Origin of the sequence: Stenotrophomonas nitritireducens (assembly GCF_050984405.1) — a bacterium.
In the GTDB taxonomy this organism is placed as follows: Bacteria; Pseudomonadota; Gammaproteobacteria; order Xanthomonadales; family Xanthomonadaceae; genus Stenotrophomonas; species Stenotrophomonas nitritireducens_B.
Map to the genome: position 1 here is coordinate 1891851 of NZ_CP158790.1, position 17874 is coordinate 1909724.

At 69.3% G+C, this 17874-nt stretch carries 16 protein-coding genes; 11 read left to right on the forward strand and 5 right to left on the reverse strand.

From position 1 onward, the window contains the following. Positions 1–56: 56 nt before the first annotated feature. Positions 57–3122, reverse strand: coding sequence for a bifunctional diguanylate cyclase/phosphodiesterase (locus ABTV91_RS08130; RefSeq protein ID WP_433854031.1), 3066 nt, complete (start codon positions 3120–3122; stop codon positions 57–59). Between the two features lie 231 nt (positions 3123–3353). On the opposite strand from ABTV91_RS08130, the gene creD reads away from it, so the two are divergent. The 6 genes from creD to ABTV91_RS08160 all read left to right on the forward strand — a co-directional run bounded on the left by creD (position 3354) and on the right by ABTV91_RS08160 (position 8753). Continuing rightward, on the forward strand, positions 3354–4682 hold the full coding sequence (creD, locus tag ABTV91_RS08135; protein ID WP_433854032.1) for a cell envelope integrity protein CreD: 1329 nt from the start codon (positions 3354–3356) through the stop codon (positions 4680–4682). A gap of 5 nt (positions 4683–4687) precedes the next feature. Further along, complete coding sequence (locus ABTV91_RS08140) at positions 4688–5065, forward strand: hypothetical protein (protein ID WP_433854033.1); 378 nt, start codon at positions 4688–4690, stop codon at positions 5063–5065. Between the two features lie 22 nt (positions 5066–5087). Beyond that, positions 5088–5438, forward strand: a complete 351-nt coding sequence (locus ABTV91_RS08145; RefSeq protein ID WP_433854034.1) for a hypothetical protein — start codon at positions 5088–5090, stop codon at positions 5436–5438. Positions 5439–5465: 27 nt separating this feature from the next. Next, entirely contained in the window at positions 5466–6071 is a 606-nt protein-coding gene (locus ABTV91_RS08150) for a GNAT family N-acetyltransferase (RefSeq protein WP_433854035.1), read from the forward strand. Then, entirely contained in the window at positions 6068–6967 is a 900-nt protein-coding gene (locus ABTV91_RS08155) for a carbon-nitrogen hydrolase family protein (protein WP_433854036.1), read from the forward strand. Before ABTV91_RS08150 ends, ABTV91_RS08155 begins: the two co-directional genes overlap by 4 nt. 193 nt (positions 6968–7160) lie before the next feature. Further along, on the forward strand, positions 7161–8753 hold the full coding sequence (locus ABTV91_RS08160; protein WP_433854037.1) for a M28 family metallopeptidase: 1593 nt from the start codon (positions 7161–7163) through the stop codon (positions 8751–8753). 81 nt (positions 8754–8834) lie between these two features. Here ABTV91_RS08160 and ABTV91_RS08165 read toward each other — a convergent pair whose 3' ends face one another. From ABTV91_RS08165 to uvrA, 3 genes are read right to left on the reverse strand one after another with little or no spacing between them, the layout of a single operon-like run. Next, positions 8835–9221: a hypothetical protein gene (locus ABTV91_RS08165; RefSeq protein ID WP_433854038.1), complete on the reverse strand. Its 387-nt coding sequence runs from the start codon at positions 9219–9221 to the stop codon at positions 8835–8837. A 15-nt stretch (positions 9222–9236) separates the two neighbouring features. Further along, the gene (locus ABTV91_RS08170) at positions 9237–9644 is read right to left on the reverse strand and encodes an acyl-CoA thioesterase (protein ID WP_433854039.1); all 408 of its coding nucleotides are present in this window, start codon (positions 9642–9644) and stop codon (positions 9237–9239) included. Continuing rightward, positions 9644–12601, reverse strand: coding sequence for an excinuclease ABC subunit UvrA (gene uvrA / locus ABTV91_RS08175; protein ID WP_433854040.1), 2958 nt, complete (start codon positions 12599–12601; stop codon positions 9644–9646). Before uvrA ends, ABTV91_RS08170 begins: the two co-directional genes overlap by 1 nt. Before the next feature lie 354 nt (positions 12602–12955). On the opposite strand from uvrA, the gene rplU reads away from it, so the two are divergent. From rplU to obgE, 4 genes are all read left to right on the forward strand, one after another. After that, positions 12956–13264, forward strand: a complete 309-nt coding sequence (rplU, locus tag ABTV91_RS08180; RefSeq protein ID WP_054664165.1) for a 50S ribosomal protein L21 — start codon at positions 12956–12958, stop codon at positions 13262–13264. 17 nt (positions 13265–13281) lie between these two features. Then, the gene (gene rpmA, locus ABTV91_RS08185) at positions 13282–13542 is read left to right on the forward strand and encodes a 50S ribosomal protein L27 (RefSeq protein WP_055768195.1); all 261 of its coding nucleotides are present in this window, start codon (positions 13282–13284) and stop codon (positions 13540–13542) included. A gap of 120 nt (positions 13543–13662) precedes the next feature. After that, positions 13663–14466 (forward strand): hypothetical protein, encoded by an 804-nt coding sequence (locus ABTV91_RS08190; RefSeq protein ID WP_433854041.1) that lies wholly within the window; start codon positions 13663–13665, stop codon positions 14464–14466. Beyond that, the gene (gene obgE / locus ABTV91_RS08195; protein ID WP_433854042.1) at positions 14453–15508 is read left to right on the forward strand and encodes a GTPase ObgE; all 1056 of its coding nucleotides are present in this window, start codon (positions 14453–14455) and stop codon (positions 15506–15508) included. Before ABTV91_RS08190 ends, obgE begins: the two co-directional genes overlap by 14 nt. Before the next feature lie 314 nt (positions 15509–15822). Here the strand turns inward: obgE and rpsT are convergent, their stop codons facing one another. Continuing rightward, on the reverse strand, positions 15823–16092 hold the full coding sequence (rpsT, locus tag ABTV91_RS08200) for a 30S ribosomal protein S20 (RefSeq protein ID WP_005408560.1): 270 nt from the start codon (positions 16090–16092) through the stop codon (positions 15823–15825). Positions 16093–16207: 115 nt separating this feature from the next. Here rpsT and murJ point away from each other — a divergent pair, with 115 nt between their 5' ends. Beyond that, the gene (gene murJ / locus ABTV91_RS08205) at positions 16208–17800 is read left to right on the forward strand and encodes a murein biosynthesis integral membrane protein MurJ (protein WP_433854043.1); all 1593 of its coding nucleotides are present in this window, start codon (positions 16208–16210) and stop codon (positions 17798–17800) included. Positions 17801–17874 lie beyond the last annotated feature (74 nt).

Sequence of the window (17874 nt, forward strand, 5' to 3'; positions counted from 1 at the left end):
GGCTTGCCCGGCACGGGGCTGCGCCGGGAAAGCTTCATGCGGGGCAAGCCCCGCAGCTACGCCGGCGGTGATGCGTCATCGCCCAGCGGAGCAGGTTCCGGCGCAGGGCGGTCGGCGAAGACCGGATGGTCGGCGCGCGGACGGCCCAGGTGGTAGCCCTGCACCATGTCCACGCCCATCCCGCGCAGCATCTGCAGGGTGGCTTCGTCCTCGACGAACTCGGCCACGGTGAGCTTGCCCATGCCGCGCGCCACTTCGATGATGGCGCGCACGAACACCTGGTTGTCGCGCTCGCAGGGCAGGTCGCGGATGAACATGCCGTCGATCTTGAGCACGTCGGCCTGCAGGTTCTTGAGGTAGGCGAACGAGGAGAAGCCGGTGCCGAAGTCGTCCAGGCAGATCGGGCAACCGGTGTCGCGCAGCGCGGCGATGAAGCGCGCCGCGTCGCCCATGTCCGACACCGCCGAGGTCTCGGTCAGTTCCACCAGCAGGCGCCGCGGGGCGACGTGCTGCTGGCGCAGCTGGCCGCCGATCCAGGCCGGCAGCTCGGGGTCGTCGAAGGAGCGCCCGGAGATGTTGACGGCGATCGCCGGCAGGTTCGGGTGGCTGGCCAGCAGGCGGATGCTCTGGCCGATCACCCAGCGGTCGATCTCCAGGATCTTGCCGCTCTTCTCGGCCGGTTCGATGAACTGCGCCGGCATGATGAGCTGGCCGGGATTGGCCTCGTCCTCCATGCGGATCAGCGCTTCCAGGTGCGCCAGGCGGCCGTCGCCGGCATGGTGCACGCCCTGGAAATGCAGGCGCAGCAGGTCGTGCTCGAGCGCGCGCGCGATGCGGTCGTTCCACGCCAGCCGGGTCGCCATCTCGCGCGAGCTGTCGCGGTCGGGGCGGTAGACGTTGCAGCGGTTCTTGCCGGTGTGCTTGGCCTGGTACATCGCCGCGTCGGCATGGGCGACCAGGTCCTCGGCGTTGTCGGCGTGGGTCGGGAAATGGGCGATGCCCAGGCTGGTGGTCAGGCGCACGGTCTGTTCGTGCAGGCACAGAGGCGTCTGCGAGATCCGCTGCACGACGCGTTCGGCCAGGCGCTGCGCGTCGTGCAGGCTGGCGTGCGGCATGAGCACGGCGAACTCGTCGCCGCCGAGCCGGAACAGCGTCTCGTCGGAACGGATCAGGGTGCGGATCTCGATCGCCATGCGGTTGAGCACGGTGTCGCCGGCGCGATGGCCGAAGGTGTCGTTGATGTACTTGAACTCGTCCAGGTCGAAGAACAGCAGCGCGGCCTGGCTCGGCGTGCGTTCGGCGGCATGGAAGAAGCGCGCCAGGTCGTCCTCGAAGCGGCGCCGGTTGTAGAGGCTGGTCAGCGGGTCGTGCTGGGCCAGCCGTACCAGCTGCTCGGCGGTCTGGCGCTCGTGGGTGATGTCCTCCTGCACCCACAGGCGGCCGATGTGGTGGCCCTGCGCGTCGCAGACCGGGTAGGCGTCGTGCATGACGATGCGGCCGTCGTGCAGGCGGATCTCCAGCCGCCGGTGCAGGTCCGGCGAAACGATGGCTTCGTCCAGGTGGCGGCGGAACGCCTGCGGATCGAGCATCAGCCGCTGCGAGGTCTCCAGCCACTGGTGGGTGCTGCTGCCGACGACCGTGCCGTCCTCGGGGAAATCCCACATGGCCAGAAAGGCGGCGTTGCAGTAGGTGGCGCGGTTCTCGTCGCTGACGAACAGGATGCCCAGGTTCATCGCGCCGAGCAGCGCCAGCAGGCGCGCGCGCTCTTCCTCCAGCCGGGTCATGAACTGGCGGCGCTCGTCCACCTCGGTCTGCAGCGCCTGCGCGTGCGCGAACTGCAGCGCGCGCTGCTGCACCAGCTCCTCGACCATGTCGTCGAAGGCGCCGGCCAGGCGGCCCAGTTCGTCGTCGCCCTGCATGGCGATCGGCGTGGGCTCGCCGCCCTGGCCCAGTTCGTCCACCGCCTGGGTGAGGCGCCGCAGCGGTGCCGCGAACAGCGAGCCCACACGGCGGCGCAGCAGCCACATCGCCGGCAACAGGCCGAGGATGCCGAAGCCGGACACGGCCAGCAGTCCCCACATCAGCACCTGGTCCACCCGCGCCTGCGGCAGCAGGAACACCTGGTACCAGCCGGGCCCGTGGATCTTCGACCACGCCACCCAGTGGCTGCCGTCCGGCGAGCGGCCCACGCCCCTGTCGGCATGCCCGTACGCGATCATGCCGTGCACCTGCGCCAGCAGCGGGTCGTCGAGCGCGGACAGCTTCAGTTGCCCGTCGGCGGCGGCGATGCGCCGGCGGAACTGCGGATGCGCGATCAGCGCGCCGTCCGCGCCCATGACCAGCTGCACCACGGCGCCATCGGCATCGGCGGTCCGGTCGATCAGGCTCTGCACCGAGACGTCGTGGCCGAGCGTGCCGACCCATCGCCCCTGCCAGTCCAGCGGCTTGATCACCGACACCATCCAGGTATTGGCCTGCCGGTCCAGGTAGACCGGCGTCCAGAACACCTTGCGCTGCGGGTTGCGGCGCGGGTCCGAGCCCTGCATCGTCGGATAGCCGGCGTTGCTGGCGCTGGCATCGGCGTTGCTGCCCCAGTCCATGCCGTGGGCATAGACCATCAGCCCGTCCTCGATGAAGTCCATGTAGACCGAGAAGAACGGCGGCACCAGCGCCGGCCCCTGTTCGCGCAGCAGGTCGTAGGCGACCACCGCGCGCAGGCGCGCCGACTCGTCCAGTCCCTGCGGCGGCTGGTGCAGGTAGAGGGTGGGCGCGCGCTCGGGGTCCACCTGCGTGGGCTGCAGCCGCCACAGGCCGTCGGGGCCGCGCGCGAACAGCGTGTCGAAGCGCGCCAGGGTGGCGTCGCGGTCGGTGCGGTCCAGCCGCCACAGCAGTTCGCGCTGCAGGCGCAGCACGCTCTGTTCGGCCTGCAGGAACTGCCCTTCGTTGGCCCGGGAGCGCAGGTCGACGGTGCGCTGCGCCACCATCGGCACCAGCCGGTCGGTCACCACGCGCATGGCCAGGTAGCCGAACGCGGAAAGCAGCAGGAGGAGGGCCAGGAACAGGCCCCATATGCTCAGGGACAGCCGGTGGATCAGCGAAGTACGCGACCGGGCATGCAGCACGCAGGGAGTTCCTTCGGGGAATGGCACGGCGCGGCCGGTGGTGCCGGGCGCGGGTGAACACGGATTCATACTATGCCGCGGCCCGCGTCCGCAACCGGCCGGTGCGGCGCGGCGGCCGGTCTTGATGGATTCTGGCGCGGAACGGCCGCTTCACACCCGCTTCAAATTCGCCACAAACCCCGCACACCGGCCGTGCCCACCCTGTGCCTCGTTTCCACACGAGGATGGGCCATGACTTCCCTGAAACTGCTGTTGCGCTTCGCCGTGGTCGGCGGGCTGGTGTTGCTGCTGTTGATTCCCCTGCTGTTGATCCGCGGCACGATCGGCGAACGCGAGCGCTACCGCGACCAGGCCATCGAGCGGGTCGCGCAGAGCCGCGCCGGCGCGCAGTCGCTGATCGGCCCGGTGCGGGTGCTGCCGTGGACGCAGCAGCGCGAGGTCGAGGTGGTCGAGGCGGGCATGCGCAAGACCGAACTGCAGACCGAACACGGCTACGAGCTGCAGATGCCGCGGCAGCTGCGCGTGCAGGGCGAGATGCGCCCGGACGAGCGCCGCGTCGGCCTGTTCCGGGTGCCGGTGTACAGCTGGCACGCGCGCCTGCAGGCCGAGTTCGCCGACGCAGCCTATGCCGCCGTGCCCGGCCGCGTCTACGGCCAGCCCTACCTGGCGCTGGGCATCGCCGACGTGCGCGGCCTGGTCGGCACGCCGAACCTGCGCGTGGACGGGCGCGCGCTGCCGCTGCAGGCGGGCTCGCGCGCGCTGGAGCGCACCTCCAAGGGGCTGCATGCCGCGCTGCTGCCGCTGGCCGATCCGCGCCAGGGCACCCTGGCCGAAGGCCGCAAGGTCGAGCTGGAATTCGTGCTGGACGGCACGCGTTCGCTGTCGGTGGTGCCGGTGGGCGACGACACCCGCGTGGCGCTGGCCTCGCCGTGGCCGCATCCGCTGTTCGGCGGCAGCTTCCTGCCCAACGAGCGCAGCATCGACGACGCCGGCTTCAAGGCCGACTGGGCGGTGTCCTCGCTGGCCTCGGCCGCGCAGGAACAGCTGCGCCGCAGCCTGCGCAGCGAGGGCGGCAGCGTCGAGGCGCTGGAGGTGGCGTTGGTCGATCCGGTGGACGTGTATACCCAGGCCGACCGCGCCAGCAAGTACGGCATCCTGTTCGTGCTGCTGACCTTCGTCGGCTTCGTGCTGTTCGAACTGATCAAGCGGCTGAAGATCCACCCGCTGCAGTACCTGCTGGTCGGCCTGGCGCTGGCGATCTTCTTCCTGCTGCTGCTGAGCCTGTCCGAGCACATCGCCTTCTGGCAGGCCTACCTGGTGTCGGCGGCGGCCTGCATCGGCCTGCAGGGTTTCTACCTGTCCGGCGTGCTGCACAGCTGGAAGCGCGGCCTGGGCTTCTCGACCATGCTGACCGTGCTGTATGGCGTTCTCTACGTGCTGCTGGCCTCGGAGAACAACGCACTGCTGATGGGCTCGCTGCTGCTGTTCGCGATCCTGGCGGCGATCATGTGGATCACCCGCAAGGTGGACTGGTACGACGTCGGCACCGGCCTGCGGTGAATACCATGCGATTGCATGCACGGTTGATCCGGCGGCTGCGGCGATTGCTGCCGCCGGGCCTGGCGGGGGCGGTGCTGCGGGTGGAGCAGGGCGCCGGCTGGTCCGCGTCGCCGCTGGCGGCGCTGGCGCTGGGACCGGCCGCGCGCCGCGGCTGCCTGCGCCTGAGGCTGGACGGTGCGCTGGCGGAGCGGATCCGCCGGCGCGGCGCCGAAGGCCTGCCGGCGCTGGACGGCGCGGGCCGCTGGCAGGCGCTGGGCCGCCGCGGCCTGTGTTTCAGGGCGGTGCTGCGGCAGCACCAGGTGGTGGTATGCGACGCCCTGCACCAGCGCCTGTGGCTGCTGTGGCGCGAACCGGGAACGGCGCGATGCGCACGCGGCTACTGAGTCCGGGCCGGGGAGCGGCGTGATGCCGCTCCACCATGCCCTGGCATGGCTGGCGGTGGCCGCGCTGCCGCTGCTGGCCGGCGTGGCGGCCGCCATCGGTGCAGCGTACAGGAAGATCCCGGCCATTGGCGTGCTGCTGTCGGCACTGGCGGTGATGGGGCTGGTCTTCGCCATCATCGTGCCGGTCGTATACCGGTGTTCGGCCTCATGGGATGTCGCCTTGGCGACGCCGCGGCTGCTCACGCCGGAAGAACGCAGGACCCTGCGGCGCATGACGCCGCTGTGCCCGGCCTTCTACCGGTTCCAGCGCGATGGCCGCGACCAATGCCTCGTTTCGGACGGCGATGGCGGCGCCTTCGTCGGCTGCGGCTGAAGCGCGGCGCAGGGCTAGAATCCGGCCATGGACGTTTCTCCCACCGTCGCCGCGCTGCGCGGCCCCGACCTGCTGCCGGTACTGGACGACGTGGCGCGCCTGCGCATCCGCGTGTTCAACGACTGGCCCTACCTGTACGAGGGCAACCTGGACTACGAGCGCGATTATCTGGCCGCCTATGCGGCCACGGCCGATGCGGTATGCGTGGTGGCGCGGGCCGGCGACGAGGTGGTGGGCGCCTCCACCGGCCTGCCGCTGCTCGACGACGGCCCGGCGTTCCGCCAGCCGTTCGAGGCGGCCGGCATCGATCCGGCGCGGGTGTTCTACTTCGGCGAATCGGTGCTGCTGCCGGCATGGCGCGGGCGCGGCATCGGCCACGCCTTCTTCGACGCGCGCGAAGCGCATGCGCGCTCGCTCGGCCGTTTCGCGATGACCGCCTTCTGCGCGGTGGACCGCGACGGCGACGACCCGCGCCGGCCCGCCGGCCACCGCGACAACGACGTGTTCTGGCGCAGGCGCGGTTATGCGCGGCGGCCGGGCCTGACCATGCACCTGCGCTGGGAAGAGATCGGCCGCGGCGAGGTATCGCATCCGCTCACGTTCTGGACCCGCGCCCTGGAGCCCGCCGCATGAAGATCGCCGTCGCCCGCTACGACATCGGCGCTCCCGTGGATTTCGACGCCTTCGCCTGCCGCCAGCGGCAGGAACTGGGCGAAGCCGCCGCGGCCGGCGCGCGCATCGCGGTGCTGCCGGAATACCTGTCGCTGGAGCTGGCGGCCACCTTCGCACCGCACATCCGGCGCGACCTGCCGGCCTCGCTGGCGGCCATCCAGCGCTACCGGCGGCCGTGGCTGGAACTGTTCGCCGCTCTGGCCCGCGAACTGGACATGCACGTGGTCGCCGGCAGCTTCCTGCTCGACACCGGCGGCGGGCGCTACCGCAACCGCTGTGACTGGCTGACGCCGCAGGGCGCGCACCTGTGGCAGGACAAGCTGCAGCTCACCGGCTTCGAGAAGGCCACCGGCCTGATCGACGGCGGCGACGCGCTGAAGGTGTTCGAGATCGACGGCATCCGCGCCGCCGTGGCGGTCTGCTACGACAGCGAGTTTCCGCTGCCGGTACGCGCGCAGTACGAAGCCGGCGCGCGCCTGCTGGTGGTGCCCAGCTGCACCGACACCGAGGCCGGCGCCACCCGCGTGCGCGTGGGGTGTCTGGCGCGGGCGCTGGAGAACCGCATGTTCGTGGCGCAGTCGGTGACGGCGGGCGTGGCCGACTGGAGCCCGGCGCTGGACGTCAACACCGGCGAGGCGATGGTGTACGCGCCCATGGACCGCGGTTTCCCGGACGACGGCGTGCTGGCGCGGACCATCGGCGGCCAGCGCTGGGCGGTCGCCGGGCTGGATTTCGCCGCCTTCGAGGCCAGCCGCGCGCAGGCGCAGGTGGCCAACGACCGCGACTGGCCCGGCCAGTGGCAGCCGGCGCTGCAGCGCGCGGTGCGGGTCCCGGGCGGCAGCGAACCCACACCGTAGGAGCGCACCGTAGGAGCGCACTTCAGTGCGCGATGGGGCTTTACCGTTAGAGCCCCATCGCGCACTGAAGTGCGCTCCTACCCGGAAAGCGGGGCGGCGTTCACCGCATCCATGACCATTGGCCGGCTCGGCCGCCCCCGGCGCTGGCTAGACTCGGGCCTTTGTCGTGTGTGGCCAAGGGCCGGGGGAAATGATGATCAAGCGGTGCTTGCTGGTAGTGGGCATGGGGCTGGCGTTCGCGGGCGGCGCGGGCGCGGCCGAGCAGGTGGACCTGGACATGGTGGGCAAGATCCGCCAGGAAGCGTTCCACCGTTCGCAGGTGATGGACACGTTCTCCCATCTCACCGAATCCATCGGCCCGCGCCTGACCAACTCGCCGGCCATGGCCCAGGCCAACGCCTGGACCCGGCAGAAGTTCGGCGAATGGGGCCTGGTCAACGCGCATGACGAAGCCTTCGACGGCTTCGGCCGCGGCTGGGAATTCGAATCGGCCAGCGTGGAAATGCTGGAGCCGCGCCTGACCCAGTTGTACGCGCTGCCCAAGGCGTGGACGCCGGGCACCAACGGCACCGTCGAAGGCGAGGTGGTCAAGGTCGAGATCAAGAAGCTGGCCGACCTGGAGAAGTACAAGGGCAAGCTGCGCGGCAAGATCCTGCTGCTGGGCGACGCGCGCGAATACAAGCGCGGCACCGAGGCCGACTCGCACCGCCACGACGCCACCTCGCTGGAAGGCCTGCAGGAATTCACCATTCCAAAGTCCGCCGACAAGGAGCGGGCGAAGCGGCTCAAGGAATACGCCGAGCGCCAGGAACTGGTGCGCGCCACCAATGCCTTCTTCGCCGAGGAAGGCGTGCTGGCCTCGATCAGCATCAGTGGCTGGGACAACGGCATCATCCGCGTCGGCGGCGGCGGTTCGCGCAAGGCCGGCGAGCCGGTGGGCGTCCCCGAACTGGCGATGATCGCCGAACACTACAACCAGCTGGCGCGCGCGCTCGAGCGCAAGCAGCCGGTGAAGCTGCGGGTCAACGTCGATGCGCGCTTCACCGACGAAACCGACCAGCCGGGCTACAACACGATCGCCGAGATCCGCGGCAGCAGCAAGGCCGACGAGATCGTGATGCTGGGCGCGCACATGGACTCCTGGCACACCGGCACCGGCGCGGCCGACAACGCCGCCGGCGTGGCGGTGATGATGGAGGCCATGCGCATCCTCAAGGCGGTGGGCGCCAAGCCCAAACGCACCATCCGCGTGGCGCTGTGGAGCGGCGAGGAGCAGGGGCTGATCGGCTCGCAGGCCTATGTGGCCAAGCACTTCGCACACTATCCGGAGCCCACCGACCCGGCGCAGAAGGCGCTGCCGGCCTCGCTGCGCGAGCCCACCGGCCCGTTGCAGAAGCTGCGCGACTACGACAAGTTCTCCGTGTACTTCAACATGGACAACGGCTCGGGCCGCTTCCGCGGCATCTACGCGCAGGAGAACATCGCCGCGATGCCGATCTTCGAGGCCTGGCTGAAGCCGTTCAACGACGTCGGCGCCTCCACCGTGGTCACCCGCAATACCGGCAGCACCGACCACATCAGCTTCGACCGCGTCGGCCTGCCGGGCTTCCAGTTCATCCAGGACCGCCTGGACTATTTCAGCAATGTCCACCACAGCAACCTGGACACCTGGGACCACGCCGAACCGGAAGACCTGAAGCAGGCCGCGGCCATCGTCGCCTCGTTCGTCTACAACGCCGCCATGCGCGAGGAGAAGATGCCGCGCAAGCCGCTGCTGGAAGACTGAGGCCGCGTTCCATCGCCGCAAACGACAAGGGGCCGCATCGCGGCCCCTTCGTCTTCCTGGATTCTGGAACGATGTCGTTGGTCAGGCGGCGCTCCGCGCCGCGCGGTGGAAACCGGCCAGCTTGAACGCCAGCGCGGTGCCGACATACCCGCTGCCGGTCAGCAGCAGGTTCCAGAGGACGCGGCCGAGCGGACGCGTGGTGCCATGGGCGAAGGCGTCGACCACCGCGATGGCGGCCGGGTGGAGCACGCGCCGCACGAACAGCGCGGCGCAGGGCGCGACCCGCTCGCGGTAGACATCGAGCAGTTGCAGGCCCATCAGGCCCAGCAGCAGTTCCAGACCGAGCGAATCCAGCAGCGGAACCAGCAGGCGCAGTTCCGGATGGCTGATGAAGGCAAGGATCAGCAGCCAGGTGAGGATCTGGAAGATGCGCCTCCAGAGTTTCCGGTTCCTGAAAATCGCGTGCATGGCCCTGTTGTCGAATCAGGTGGATGCGGCGCGCACCGCGTCCGGCAGCGGTGCGCTTTTGCCGGTCTGCGTGTCCATCCACACCACCACCACGTTGCCGTCGGAGTAGAGCTTGCCGGGGTCTTTCTGGTCGACGATGCGGTGGCCAATGGTCACGCTGCTGTTGCCCAGCCGCTCGACGAACAGCTCGACGACGATGTCGTTGGGCCACACGATCGGCAGGCGGTAGTTGATGTTGGTATTGGCCACCACCGGCGCGATGCGGTCGCTCATCGACACGCCTTCCACGCCCAGCATCCAGCGCACGCGCGCCTCTTCCAGGTAGGAGACGTACTTGGCGTTGTTGACGTGGCCCATCGAGTCCATGTCGCGCCAGCGCACGCTGATCGGCACGCGGGCCAGCTGCTTGTGTTCGGTGCTCATCACGAAACCTTCTTCCTGCTGGTGGCGGCCTTCTTCGCGGCCGCCTTCTTTGCCGGTTTTTCCTTGCGCGGCGGTCGCGCGTCGGGCTTGTTGGCCACGGCCGCGGGCTGCTCCGGGCGCGCCGCGGTGGAGGGCAGCATTTTGGCCAGGAACTGGCCGGTGTAGGAGGCCGGATGCGCCGCCACGTCTTCCGGCGTGCCGGTGACCAGGATGGTGCCGCCACGATGACCGCCTTCCGGGCCGAGATCGACGATCCAGTCCGCGGTCTTGATGACGTCCAGGTTGTGCTCGATCACCACCACCGTATTGCCTTCGTCGCGCAGCTTGTGCAGCACGCCCAGCAGCGCCTCGATGTCATGGAAGTGCAGGCCGGTGGTCGGCTCGTCGAGGATGTAGAGCGTGCGCCCGGTGTCGCGGCGCGACAGCTCCTTGGACAGCTTCACGCGCTGCGCTTCGCCGCCGGACAGCGTGGTCGCGCTCTGGCCCAGCTTGATGTAGCTCAGGCCCACGTCCACCAGCGTTTCCAGCTTGCGGGCGATGGCCGGCACCGGCTCGAACAGCTTCAGCGCATCCTCGACCGTCATTTCCAGCACGTCGTTGATGCTGTAGCCCTTGTACAGGATCTCCAGCGTCTCGCGGTTGTAGCGCTTGCCGTGGCAGACGTCGCAGGGCACGTACACGTCCGGCAGGAAGTGCATCTCCACCTTGATCAGGCCGTCGCCCTGGCAGGCCTCGCAGCGCCCGCCGCGCACGTTGAAGCTGAAACGGCCCGGCGCGTAGCCGCGCGCGCGCGCTTCGGGCACCTGCGCGTACAGCTCGCGCAGCGGCGTGAACAGGCCGGTGTAGGTGGCCGGGTTCGAGCGCGGGGTGCGGCCGATCGGCGACTGGTCGATGTCCACCACCTTGTCGAACAGGTCCAGGCCCTCGACTTCGCGGTACGGCGCGATCGGGTGCGAGGCGCCGTTGATCTCGTTGGCGGCCAGCGAGAACAGGGTGTCGTTGATCAGCGTGGACTTGCCCGAGCCGGACACGCCGGTGATGCAGGTCAGCAGCCCGGCCGGCACGTCCAGGTCCACGCCCTTGAGGTTGTTGCCGCTGGCGCCGCGCAGGTGCAGCGTCATCTTCGGGTTCGGCTTGTGGCGGCGCGCCGGGATCTCGATGGCGCGCTTGCCCGACAGGTACTGGCCGGTCAGCGAGCGCGGCGACTCCAGCAGGTCCTGCAGGGTGCCCTGGCCGACGATCTCGCCGCCATGCACGCCGGCGCCGGGGCCGATGTCCAGCACGTAGTCGGCCAGGCGGATCGCATCCTCGTCGTGTTCGACCACGATCACCGTGTTGCCCAGGTCGCGCAGGCGGGTGAGGGTGCCGAGCAGGCGCTCGTTGTCGCGCTGGTGCAGGCCGATGGACGGCTCGTCGAGCACGTACATCACCCCGACCAGGCCGGCGCCGATCTGCGAGGCCAGGCGGATGCGCTGCGCCTCGCCGCCGGACAGCGTGTCGGCCTTGCGCTCGAGGGTGAGGTAGTCCAGGCCGACGTCGACCAGGAAGCCGAGCCGCTCGCTGATCTCCTTGACGATCTTGGCGGCGATCTCGCCGCGCCAGCCCGGCAGGCTCAGTTCGCCGAAGAAGCGCTTGGCCTCGTCGATCGGCAGCACCGCCAGTTCCGGCAGCGGCCGGTCGGCGACGAACACGTTGCGCGCGGCCTTGTTCAGGCGCGCGCCGTTGCACTCGGGGCAGGGCCGTTCGCTGATGAACTTGGCCAGCTCCTCGCGCACCGCCGGCGATTCGGTCTCGCGGTAGCGGCGCTCGAGGTTGGGGATGATGCCCTCGAAGCGGTGCTTGCGCTGGCTGCGGCCGCCGTTCTCGGTGAAGTAGGTGAAGGTGATCTGCTCCTCGCCGCTGCCGTACAGCACGGCCTTGCGCACGTCCTCCGGCAGCGACTGCCACGGCGCGTCCACGTCGAACCGGTAGTGCTTGGCCAGCGAGGCGATCAGCTGGAAGTAGTAGGCGTTGCGGCGGTCCCAGCCACGTACCGCGCCGGCGGCCAGCGACAGCTCCGGGTGCACGACCACGCGGCTGGGATCGAAGAACTCGGCCATGCCCAGGCCGTCGCAGCCCGGGCAGGCGCCGACCGGCGAGTTGAACGAGAACAGGCGCGGCTCCAGTTCCGGCAGCGCGTAGTCGCAGACCGGGCAGGAGTACTTGGACGAGAACAGCTGCGGCACCGCCTGCGCGTCGTCCAGCGACTGCACCGTGGCCATGCCGTCGCCCAGCTTGAGCGCCGTCTCGAAGCTCTCGGCCAGGCGCTGCTTGAGGTCCTCGCGCGGGCGGAAGCGGTCGATCACCGCCTCGATGGTGTGCTTCTGGCGCAGCGCCAGCGGCGGCACCGCGTCGATCTCGTACAGCTCGCCGTCCACGCGCACGCGCACGAAGCCCTGCGCGCGCAGCTGGTCGAATACCTGGGCGTGCTCGCCCTTGCGCTCGCGGATCACCGGCGCCAGCAGCATCCAGCGCTGCTCGCCATCGAGCGCCAGCACCTGGTCCACCATCTGGCTGACGGTCTGCGCTTCCAGCGGATAGCCGTGGTCCGGGCAGCGCGGGCTGCCGACGCGGGCGTAGAGCAGGCGCAGGTAGTCGTAGATTTCGGTGATGGTGCCCACGGTCGAGCGCGGGTTGTGGCTGGTGGACTTCTGCTCGATCGAGATCGCCGGCGACAGGCCCTCGATGTGGTCCAGGTCCGGCTTCTCCATCACGCTCAGGAACTGGCGCGCGTAGGCCGACAGCGACTCGACGTAGCGGCGCTGGCCTTCTGCGTAGATGGTGTCGAACGCCAGCGAGGACTTGCCCGAACCGGACAGCCCGGTGATCACGATCAGTTTGTCGCGCGGCAGGTCGAGGTCGATGTTCTTGAGGTTGTGCGTCCGCGCGCCGCGGATGCGGATGAAATCCATCGCCATGGGGAGTCCGGTCTTGGCCGCGGCCGGCGGAACCGGGTGCGGCGGGGGGCAAGGAGGGTGCAGCTGACGGCAGTCGATCAGCCTAACGAGCTTGCGATTTGGGGGCAATTGCCGGAATTGCCAGCGCCGGGGCGGGCTTCGGCCCATGGCGCTGGCCGGCGTTCATGATGCGCATCCGCGCATGCCGCCTTCCGGGCGGCTTCACCGTGAACAACGGCGGTCCGGCCGGGCTTCGGCCCCTGTTTTCCGGCCAGGGGGTGGCTTGACCCGGGCGGTCGCGTGTCGGTAGAATCCCGCTTCTGTCCGCCCTCGATGGTGGGCAGATCCCAAGAATAACTACAGAAGAGACATCCCATGTATGCAGTCCTGGTAACTGGCGGCAAGCAGTACCGCGTCGCGCAGGGTGAAACCCTCCGCGTTGAGAAGCTCGAAGCCGAAGCCGGCAGCGAGATCAAGTTCGACACCGTCCTGATGCTCGGCGATGCCGACGGCATCAAGATCGGCGATGCCCTGAAGGGCGCTTCGGTGACCGCCAAGGTCGTGGCCCATGGCCGCGCCGACAAGGTGAAGATCATCAAGTTCCGCCGGCGCAAGCACCACATGAAGCGCCAGGGCCACCGCCAGTACTACACCGAAATCGAAATCACCGGCATCGCCGGCTAATCCAAGGAGAATCCGTCATGGCACATAAAAAGGGCGTAGGCTCCTCGCGCAACGGCCGCGACTCCAACCCGAAGTACCTGGGCGTCAAGATCTTCGGCGGCCAGGCCATCGAAGCCGGCAACATCATCGTGCGTCAGCGCGGCACCCAGTTCCACCCGGGCGCCGGCGTCGGCCTGGGCCGTGACCACACGCTGTTCGCGCTGGTCGACGGCAAGGTCGAGTTCTCGGTGAAGGGCGCCAACAAGCGTCGCACCGTCAGCGTCGTCGCGGAAGTCTGATTTCCCGCACGCGCAGGCGCCCAGGCCACGGCGTGGGCGCCGCCGACGAAAGCCCCGCTTCGGCGGGGCTTCTCGTTTCCAGATGATCCGCGGGCCGCGCATGGGCAGGAGGCAGGGAAGGTGATCCGTTACCGGGCTGTGGCCCTGCTGTGCGGCCTGCTGGCCTGCGCCGGATGCGCGGCCGATATTCCCAGCGACCGCGACACCCTGGCCGTGGCCGGCCCGCTGGCATCGTTGCAGGCTGAAACCCAGGCCCTTCCGCCGGGTTCGCCGCAGCTGCCGGCGCTGCTGGCCGATCCGGAAGGCTGGCGGCCGGAGCCTGGCGCCGAAGGCGTCGACCGCAGCAGCGCCCGTGGCGATTTCGATGCCGACGGCTGGTTGCGCACGACGGTCTTCAGCTGGGACGGGAGCCGCGGCTGGGAAGTCCACATGGCCTACGGCGAGGGCAAGCGCCCGCCGCCGGCCACGGTACGGATCTGGCTGCGGGCGCCGCAAGGCAGCGGGCAGCCGGACTGGCCGATGGGCGAGGGCGCGGTCCGCTATGCTGGCGCCACGCGCACCCTGAGCTATGAAGGCCGGCGCCCGGGCGTCGAAGGCCGCGAGGACTTTGAAAGAAGCTTGACCCTTGGCCCTTCCGGCTGGGTCGAGCTGGAAGAATCCACCAGCGTCGCGCCCGATGGCGCCCCCATCCGCAAGCGCCGCCAGGTCATGGCGCGCGATGCGCAGGGGCGTCCACTGGACGACGCGGAGCTGCTGGAAGGCGTGGAATACCGCGTCTCCAACCAGTATTTTCTGCCCGACGGGCAGGGCAACCCCCGCCGCATCGTGCGCCTGTACCGCGCCGCCGGCGCGGTGCAGGACGCGCCGGTGCTGCGGGCCGAAGTAATTCTGAGAACCTTGCGATACCAAGATGAAACTCGTTGATGAAGCCGAAATCTCTGTAATCGCCGGCAATGGCGGCAATGGCTGCGTCGGTTTCCGCCGCGAGAAGTTCATTCCGCTCGGCGGGCCGGACGGCGGCGATGGTGGCGACGGCGGCAGCGTCTGGCTGCGCGCCGACGAAAACCTCAATACCCTGGTCGACTTCCGCCACGAGCGCATCTTCAAGGCGCAGCGCGGCGAGAACGGCATGGGCCGGCAGGCCTACGGCAAGGGCGGCGAGGACCTGACCATCACCGTGCCGGTCGGCACCGTGGTCATCAACGTCGCCACCGACGAGGTGATCGGCGACATGACCACCCATGGCGACCGCCTGCTGGTGGCCAAGGGCGGCAAGGGCGGGCTGGGCAACATGCACTTCAAGAGCTCCACTAACCGCGCGCCGCGCCAGGCGCTGCCGGGCGAGGAGGGCGAGGAGCGTCTGCTCAAGCTGGAGCTGAAGCTGCTGGCCGACGTCGGCCTGCTGGGCTTCCCCAATGCCGGCAAGAGCACCCTGATCCGCGCCGTCTCGGCGGCGACGCCGAAGGTGGCCGATTACCCGTTCACCACGCTGTACCCGAATCTGGGCGTGGTGAAGGTGGAGAACTACCGCAGCTTCGTGATCGCCGACATCCCCGGCCTGATCGAGGGCGCGGCCGACGGCGCCGGCCTGGGCGCGCAGTTCCTGCGCCACCTGCAGCGCACCCGCCTGCTGCTGCACCTGGTGGACATCTCGCCGATGGAAGGCGGCGTCGAGGGCGTTTCCCCGGTCGAGCAGGTGCGCGCCATCGAGCGCGAGCTGGGCAAGCACGATCCGGAACTGCTGGAAAAGCCGCGCTGGCTGGTGCTGAACAAGGCCGACCTGATGTTCGAGGACGAGGCGCAAGCCGCGGCCGAGCAGGTGGTCAAGGAGCTGGGCTGGACCGGCCCGTGGTACCTGGTCTCGGCGCTGGGCCGCGAGGGCACCTGGCCGATCATGAAGGACGTGATGGCCTTCTTCGACCAGCAGAAGCTGCTCGAGGCCGAGGAGCGCGAGGCGCAGGGCTGAAGCTCGCGTCCATCCCCGCGGTACAGGAAAACCCGGCCAAGGCCGGGTTTTTCGTTCCCGGCGGCGCAGCGGCATGCGACTGCCCGTAGGAACGGCTTCAGCCGCGACGCTTTTCCGGGAAGGCCCCTGTCGCGGCTGAAGCCGCTCCTACCCCGGGCGCATGGTGTATCGGTGCGACAAAAACCGCCGGGAGCGGTTTTGGCATCGCTCGCCGATGGCCCGAAGCGCTGCCATCATGGCGGCGGCAACAAAAAACCCGGCTCGTGGCCGGGTTTTTCGGGTCGGAAGCCTGTGGCTGCCGATGATCGCCCGGATCAGGCAGCCTTGAGGGCCTTGATGCGGTCGTTCAGGCGGCTCTTGTGACGGGCAGCCTTGTTCTTGTGGATCAGGCCACGCGCGCTGAAGCGATCCAGGATCGGCTGGGCAACGGCGAAGGCGGCTTCGGCGCCGGCGGCATCGTTGGCGTCCAGCGCCTTGATCACTTTCTTGACAGCAGTGCGCAGCATCGAGCGCTGAGCCACGTTGCGCGCGTTGCGCACGACGGTCTGCTTGGCGCGCTTCTTGGCGGACTTGATATTGGCCACGGTGGTGGTTTCCTGAAAATCGGTATGGTGGGAACAGCAAGCACGCAAGTATGATGGTTGGCCGAATGAACGTCAAGTCAAGTTGTCAAGGGGGCCGTGGGTGAGTTCACCGCGCATGTTGCGGGGGCTGCTGTCGTTCAGCAGCATGACGATGGTCTCACGGGTGCTGGGACTGGTGCGGGACCAGGCCATTTCCATCACCTTTGGCGCCAACGCCACCACCGACGCGTTCTGGGTGGCGTTCCGCGTCCCCAATTTCCTGCGCCGCCTGTTCGCCGAGGGCTCGTTCGCCACGGCTTTCGTGCCGGTGTTCACCGAGGTGAAGGAAACCCGGCCACACGCCGACCTGCGCGAACTGATGGCGCGCGTGTCCGGCACGCTGGGCGGGGTGCTGCTGGTGCTGACCGCGCTGGGCCTGATCTTCACCCCACAGATCGCCTGGCTGTTCGCCGACGCCGACGCGGCCGATCCGGTCAAGTACGGCCTGCTGGTGGACCTGCTGCGGCTGACCTTCCCGTTCCTGCTGTTCGTTTCGCTGACCGCGCTGGCGGGCGGGGCGCTGAACAGCTTCCAGCGGTTCGCGATGCCGGCGCTGACCCCGGTGATCCTCAACCTGTGCATGATCGCCGGCGCGCTGTGGCTGGCACCGCGGCTGGAGGTGCCGATCCTGGCGCTGGGCTGGGCGGTGCTGGCGGCCGGCGTGCTGCAGCTGCTGTTCCAGCTGCCGTCGCTGAAGGGCATCAATCTGCTGACCCTGCCGCGCTGGGGCTGGAACCATCCCGACGTGCGCAGGGTGCTGACCCTGATGGTGCCGACCCTGTTCGGCTCGTCGGTGGCGCAGATCAACCTGATGCTGGACACGGTGATCGCGGCCCGGCTCAGCGACGGCTCGCAGTCCTGGCTGTCGCTGGCCGACCGCTTCCTGGAGCTGCCGCTGGGGGTGTTCGGCGTGGCGCTGGGCACGGTGATCCTGCCGGCGCTGGCCCGCCATCACGTCAAGACCGACGGCGAGGGCTTCTCCAACGCGCTGGACTGGGGCCTGCGCATGACCCTGCTGATCGCGGTGCCGTCGATGCTCGGCCTGCTGCTGCTGGCCCAGCCGCTGATCGCCACCCTGTTCCAGTACCGCGAATTCACCGATTTCGACACGCGCATGACCGCGCTGTCGGTCTACGGGCTGAGCTTCGGCCTGCCGGCGTTTGCCCTGCTGAAGGTGGTGCTGCCGGCCTTCTATTCGCGCCAGGACACCCGCACCCCGGTACGCGCCGGCGTCGCCGCGCTGGTCGCCAACATGGTGTTCAACTTCGTCCTGCTGGCGGTGCTGTACCAGGTGATGGTGCCGGAGGCGCTGAAGGCGCAGGGCGTGATGGCGGCGCTGGCGGCGCAGCCGGGTCTGCACCTGGCGCTGGGCATCGCCAGCGCGTTGTCCAGCTACCTGAACCTCGGGCTGCTCTGGTACTGGCTGGGCAGGACCGGCGTCTACCAGCGCCGCCCCGGCTGGGGGGGCTACCTGCTGCGGCTGGTGCTGGCCTGCGTGGCGATGGTGGCGGTGCTGCTGGCGCTGCTGCACTGGCTGCCGGGCTTCACCAGCATGGACAAGTGGCAGCGCATCGGCGCCCTGGCCCTGCTGGTCGGCGGCGGCGGGCTGACCTACCTGTTGGCGATGGTGGCCATGGGCTTCCGCCCGCGCGACCTGCGTGGGCAGTGAGGCGGGCATGCCCGCGCCGCCGCTATACTTCCCGGCTACACATGACGAAGCGCCGGCGCGCAAGGGCCGGATCC

Coding starts and splice junctions, on each gene's coding strand:
- creD (WP_433854032.1), top strand. CDS start 3,354: ATGACTTCCCTGAAACTGCTGTTGCGCTTCGCCGTGGTCGGCGGGCTG.
- ABTV91_RS08140 (WP_433854033.1), top strand. CDS start 4,688: ATGCGATTGCATGCACGGTTGATCCGGCGGCTGCGGCGATTGCTGCCG.
- ABTV91_RS08145 (WP_433854034.1), top strand. CDS start 5,088: ATGCCGCTCCACCATGCCCTGGCATGGCTGGCGGTGGCCGCGCTGCCG.
- ABTV91_RS08150 (WP_433854035.1), top strand. CDS start 5,466: ATGGACGTTTCTCCCACCGTCGCCGCGCTGCGCGGCCCCGACCTGCTG.
- ABTV91_RS08155 (WP_433854036.1), top strand. CDS start 6,068: ATGAAGATCGCCGTCGCCCGCTACGACATCGGCGCTCCCGTGGATTTC.
- ABTV91_RS08160 (WP_433854037.1), top strand. CDS start 7,161: ATGATCAAGCGGTGCTTGCTGGTAGTGGGCATGGGGCTGGCGTTCGCG.
- ABTV91_RS08165 (WP_433854038.1), bottom strand. CDS start 9,221: ATGCACGCGATTTTCAGGAACCGGAAACTCTGGAGGCGCATCTTCCAG.
- ABTV91_RS08170 (WP_433854039.1), bottom strand. CDS start 9,644: ATGAGCACCGAACACAAGCAGCTGGCCCGCGTGCCGATCAGCGTGCGC.
- uvrA (WP_433854040.1), bottom strand. CDS start 12,601: ATGGCGATGGATTTCATCCGCATCCGCGGCGCGCGGACGCACAACCTC.
- rplU (WP_054664165.1), top strand. CDS start 12,956: ATGTATGCAGTCCTGGTAACTGGCGGCAAGCAGTACCGCGTCGCGCAG.
- rpmA (WP_055768195.1), top strand. CDS start 13,282: ATGGCACATAAAAAGGGCGTAGGCTCCTCGCGCAACGGCCGCGACTCC.
- obgE (WP_433854042.1), top strand. CDS start 14,453: ATGAAACTCGTTGATGAAGCCGAAATCTCTGTAATCGCCGGCAATGGC.
- murJ (WP_433854043.1), top strand. CDS start 16,208: ATGTTGCGGGGGCTGCTGTCGTTCAGCAGCATGACGATGGTCTCACGG.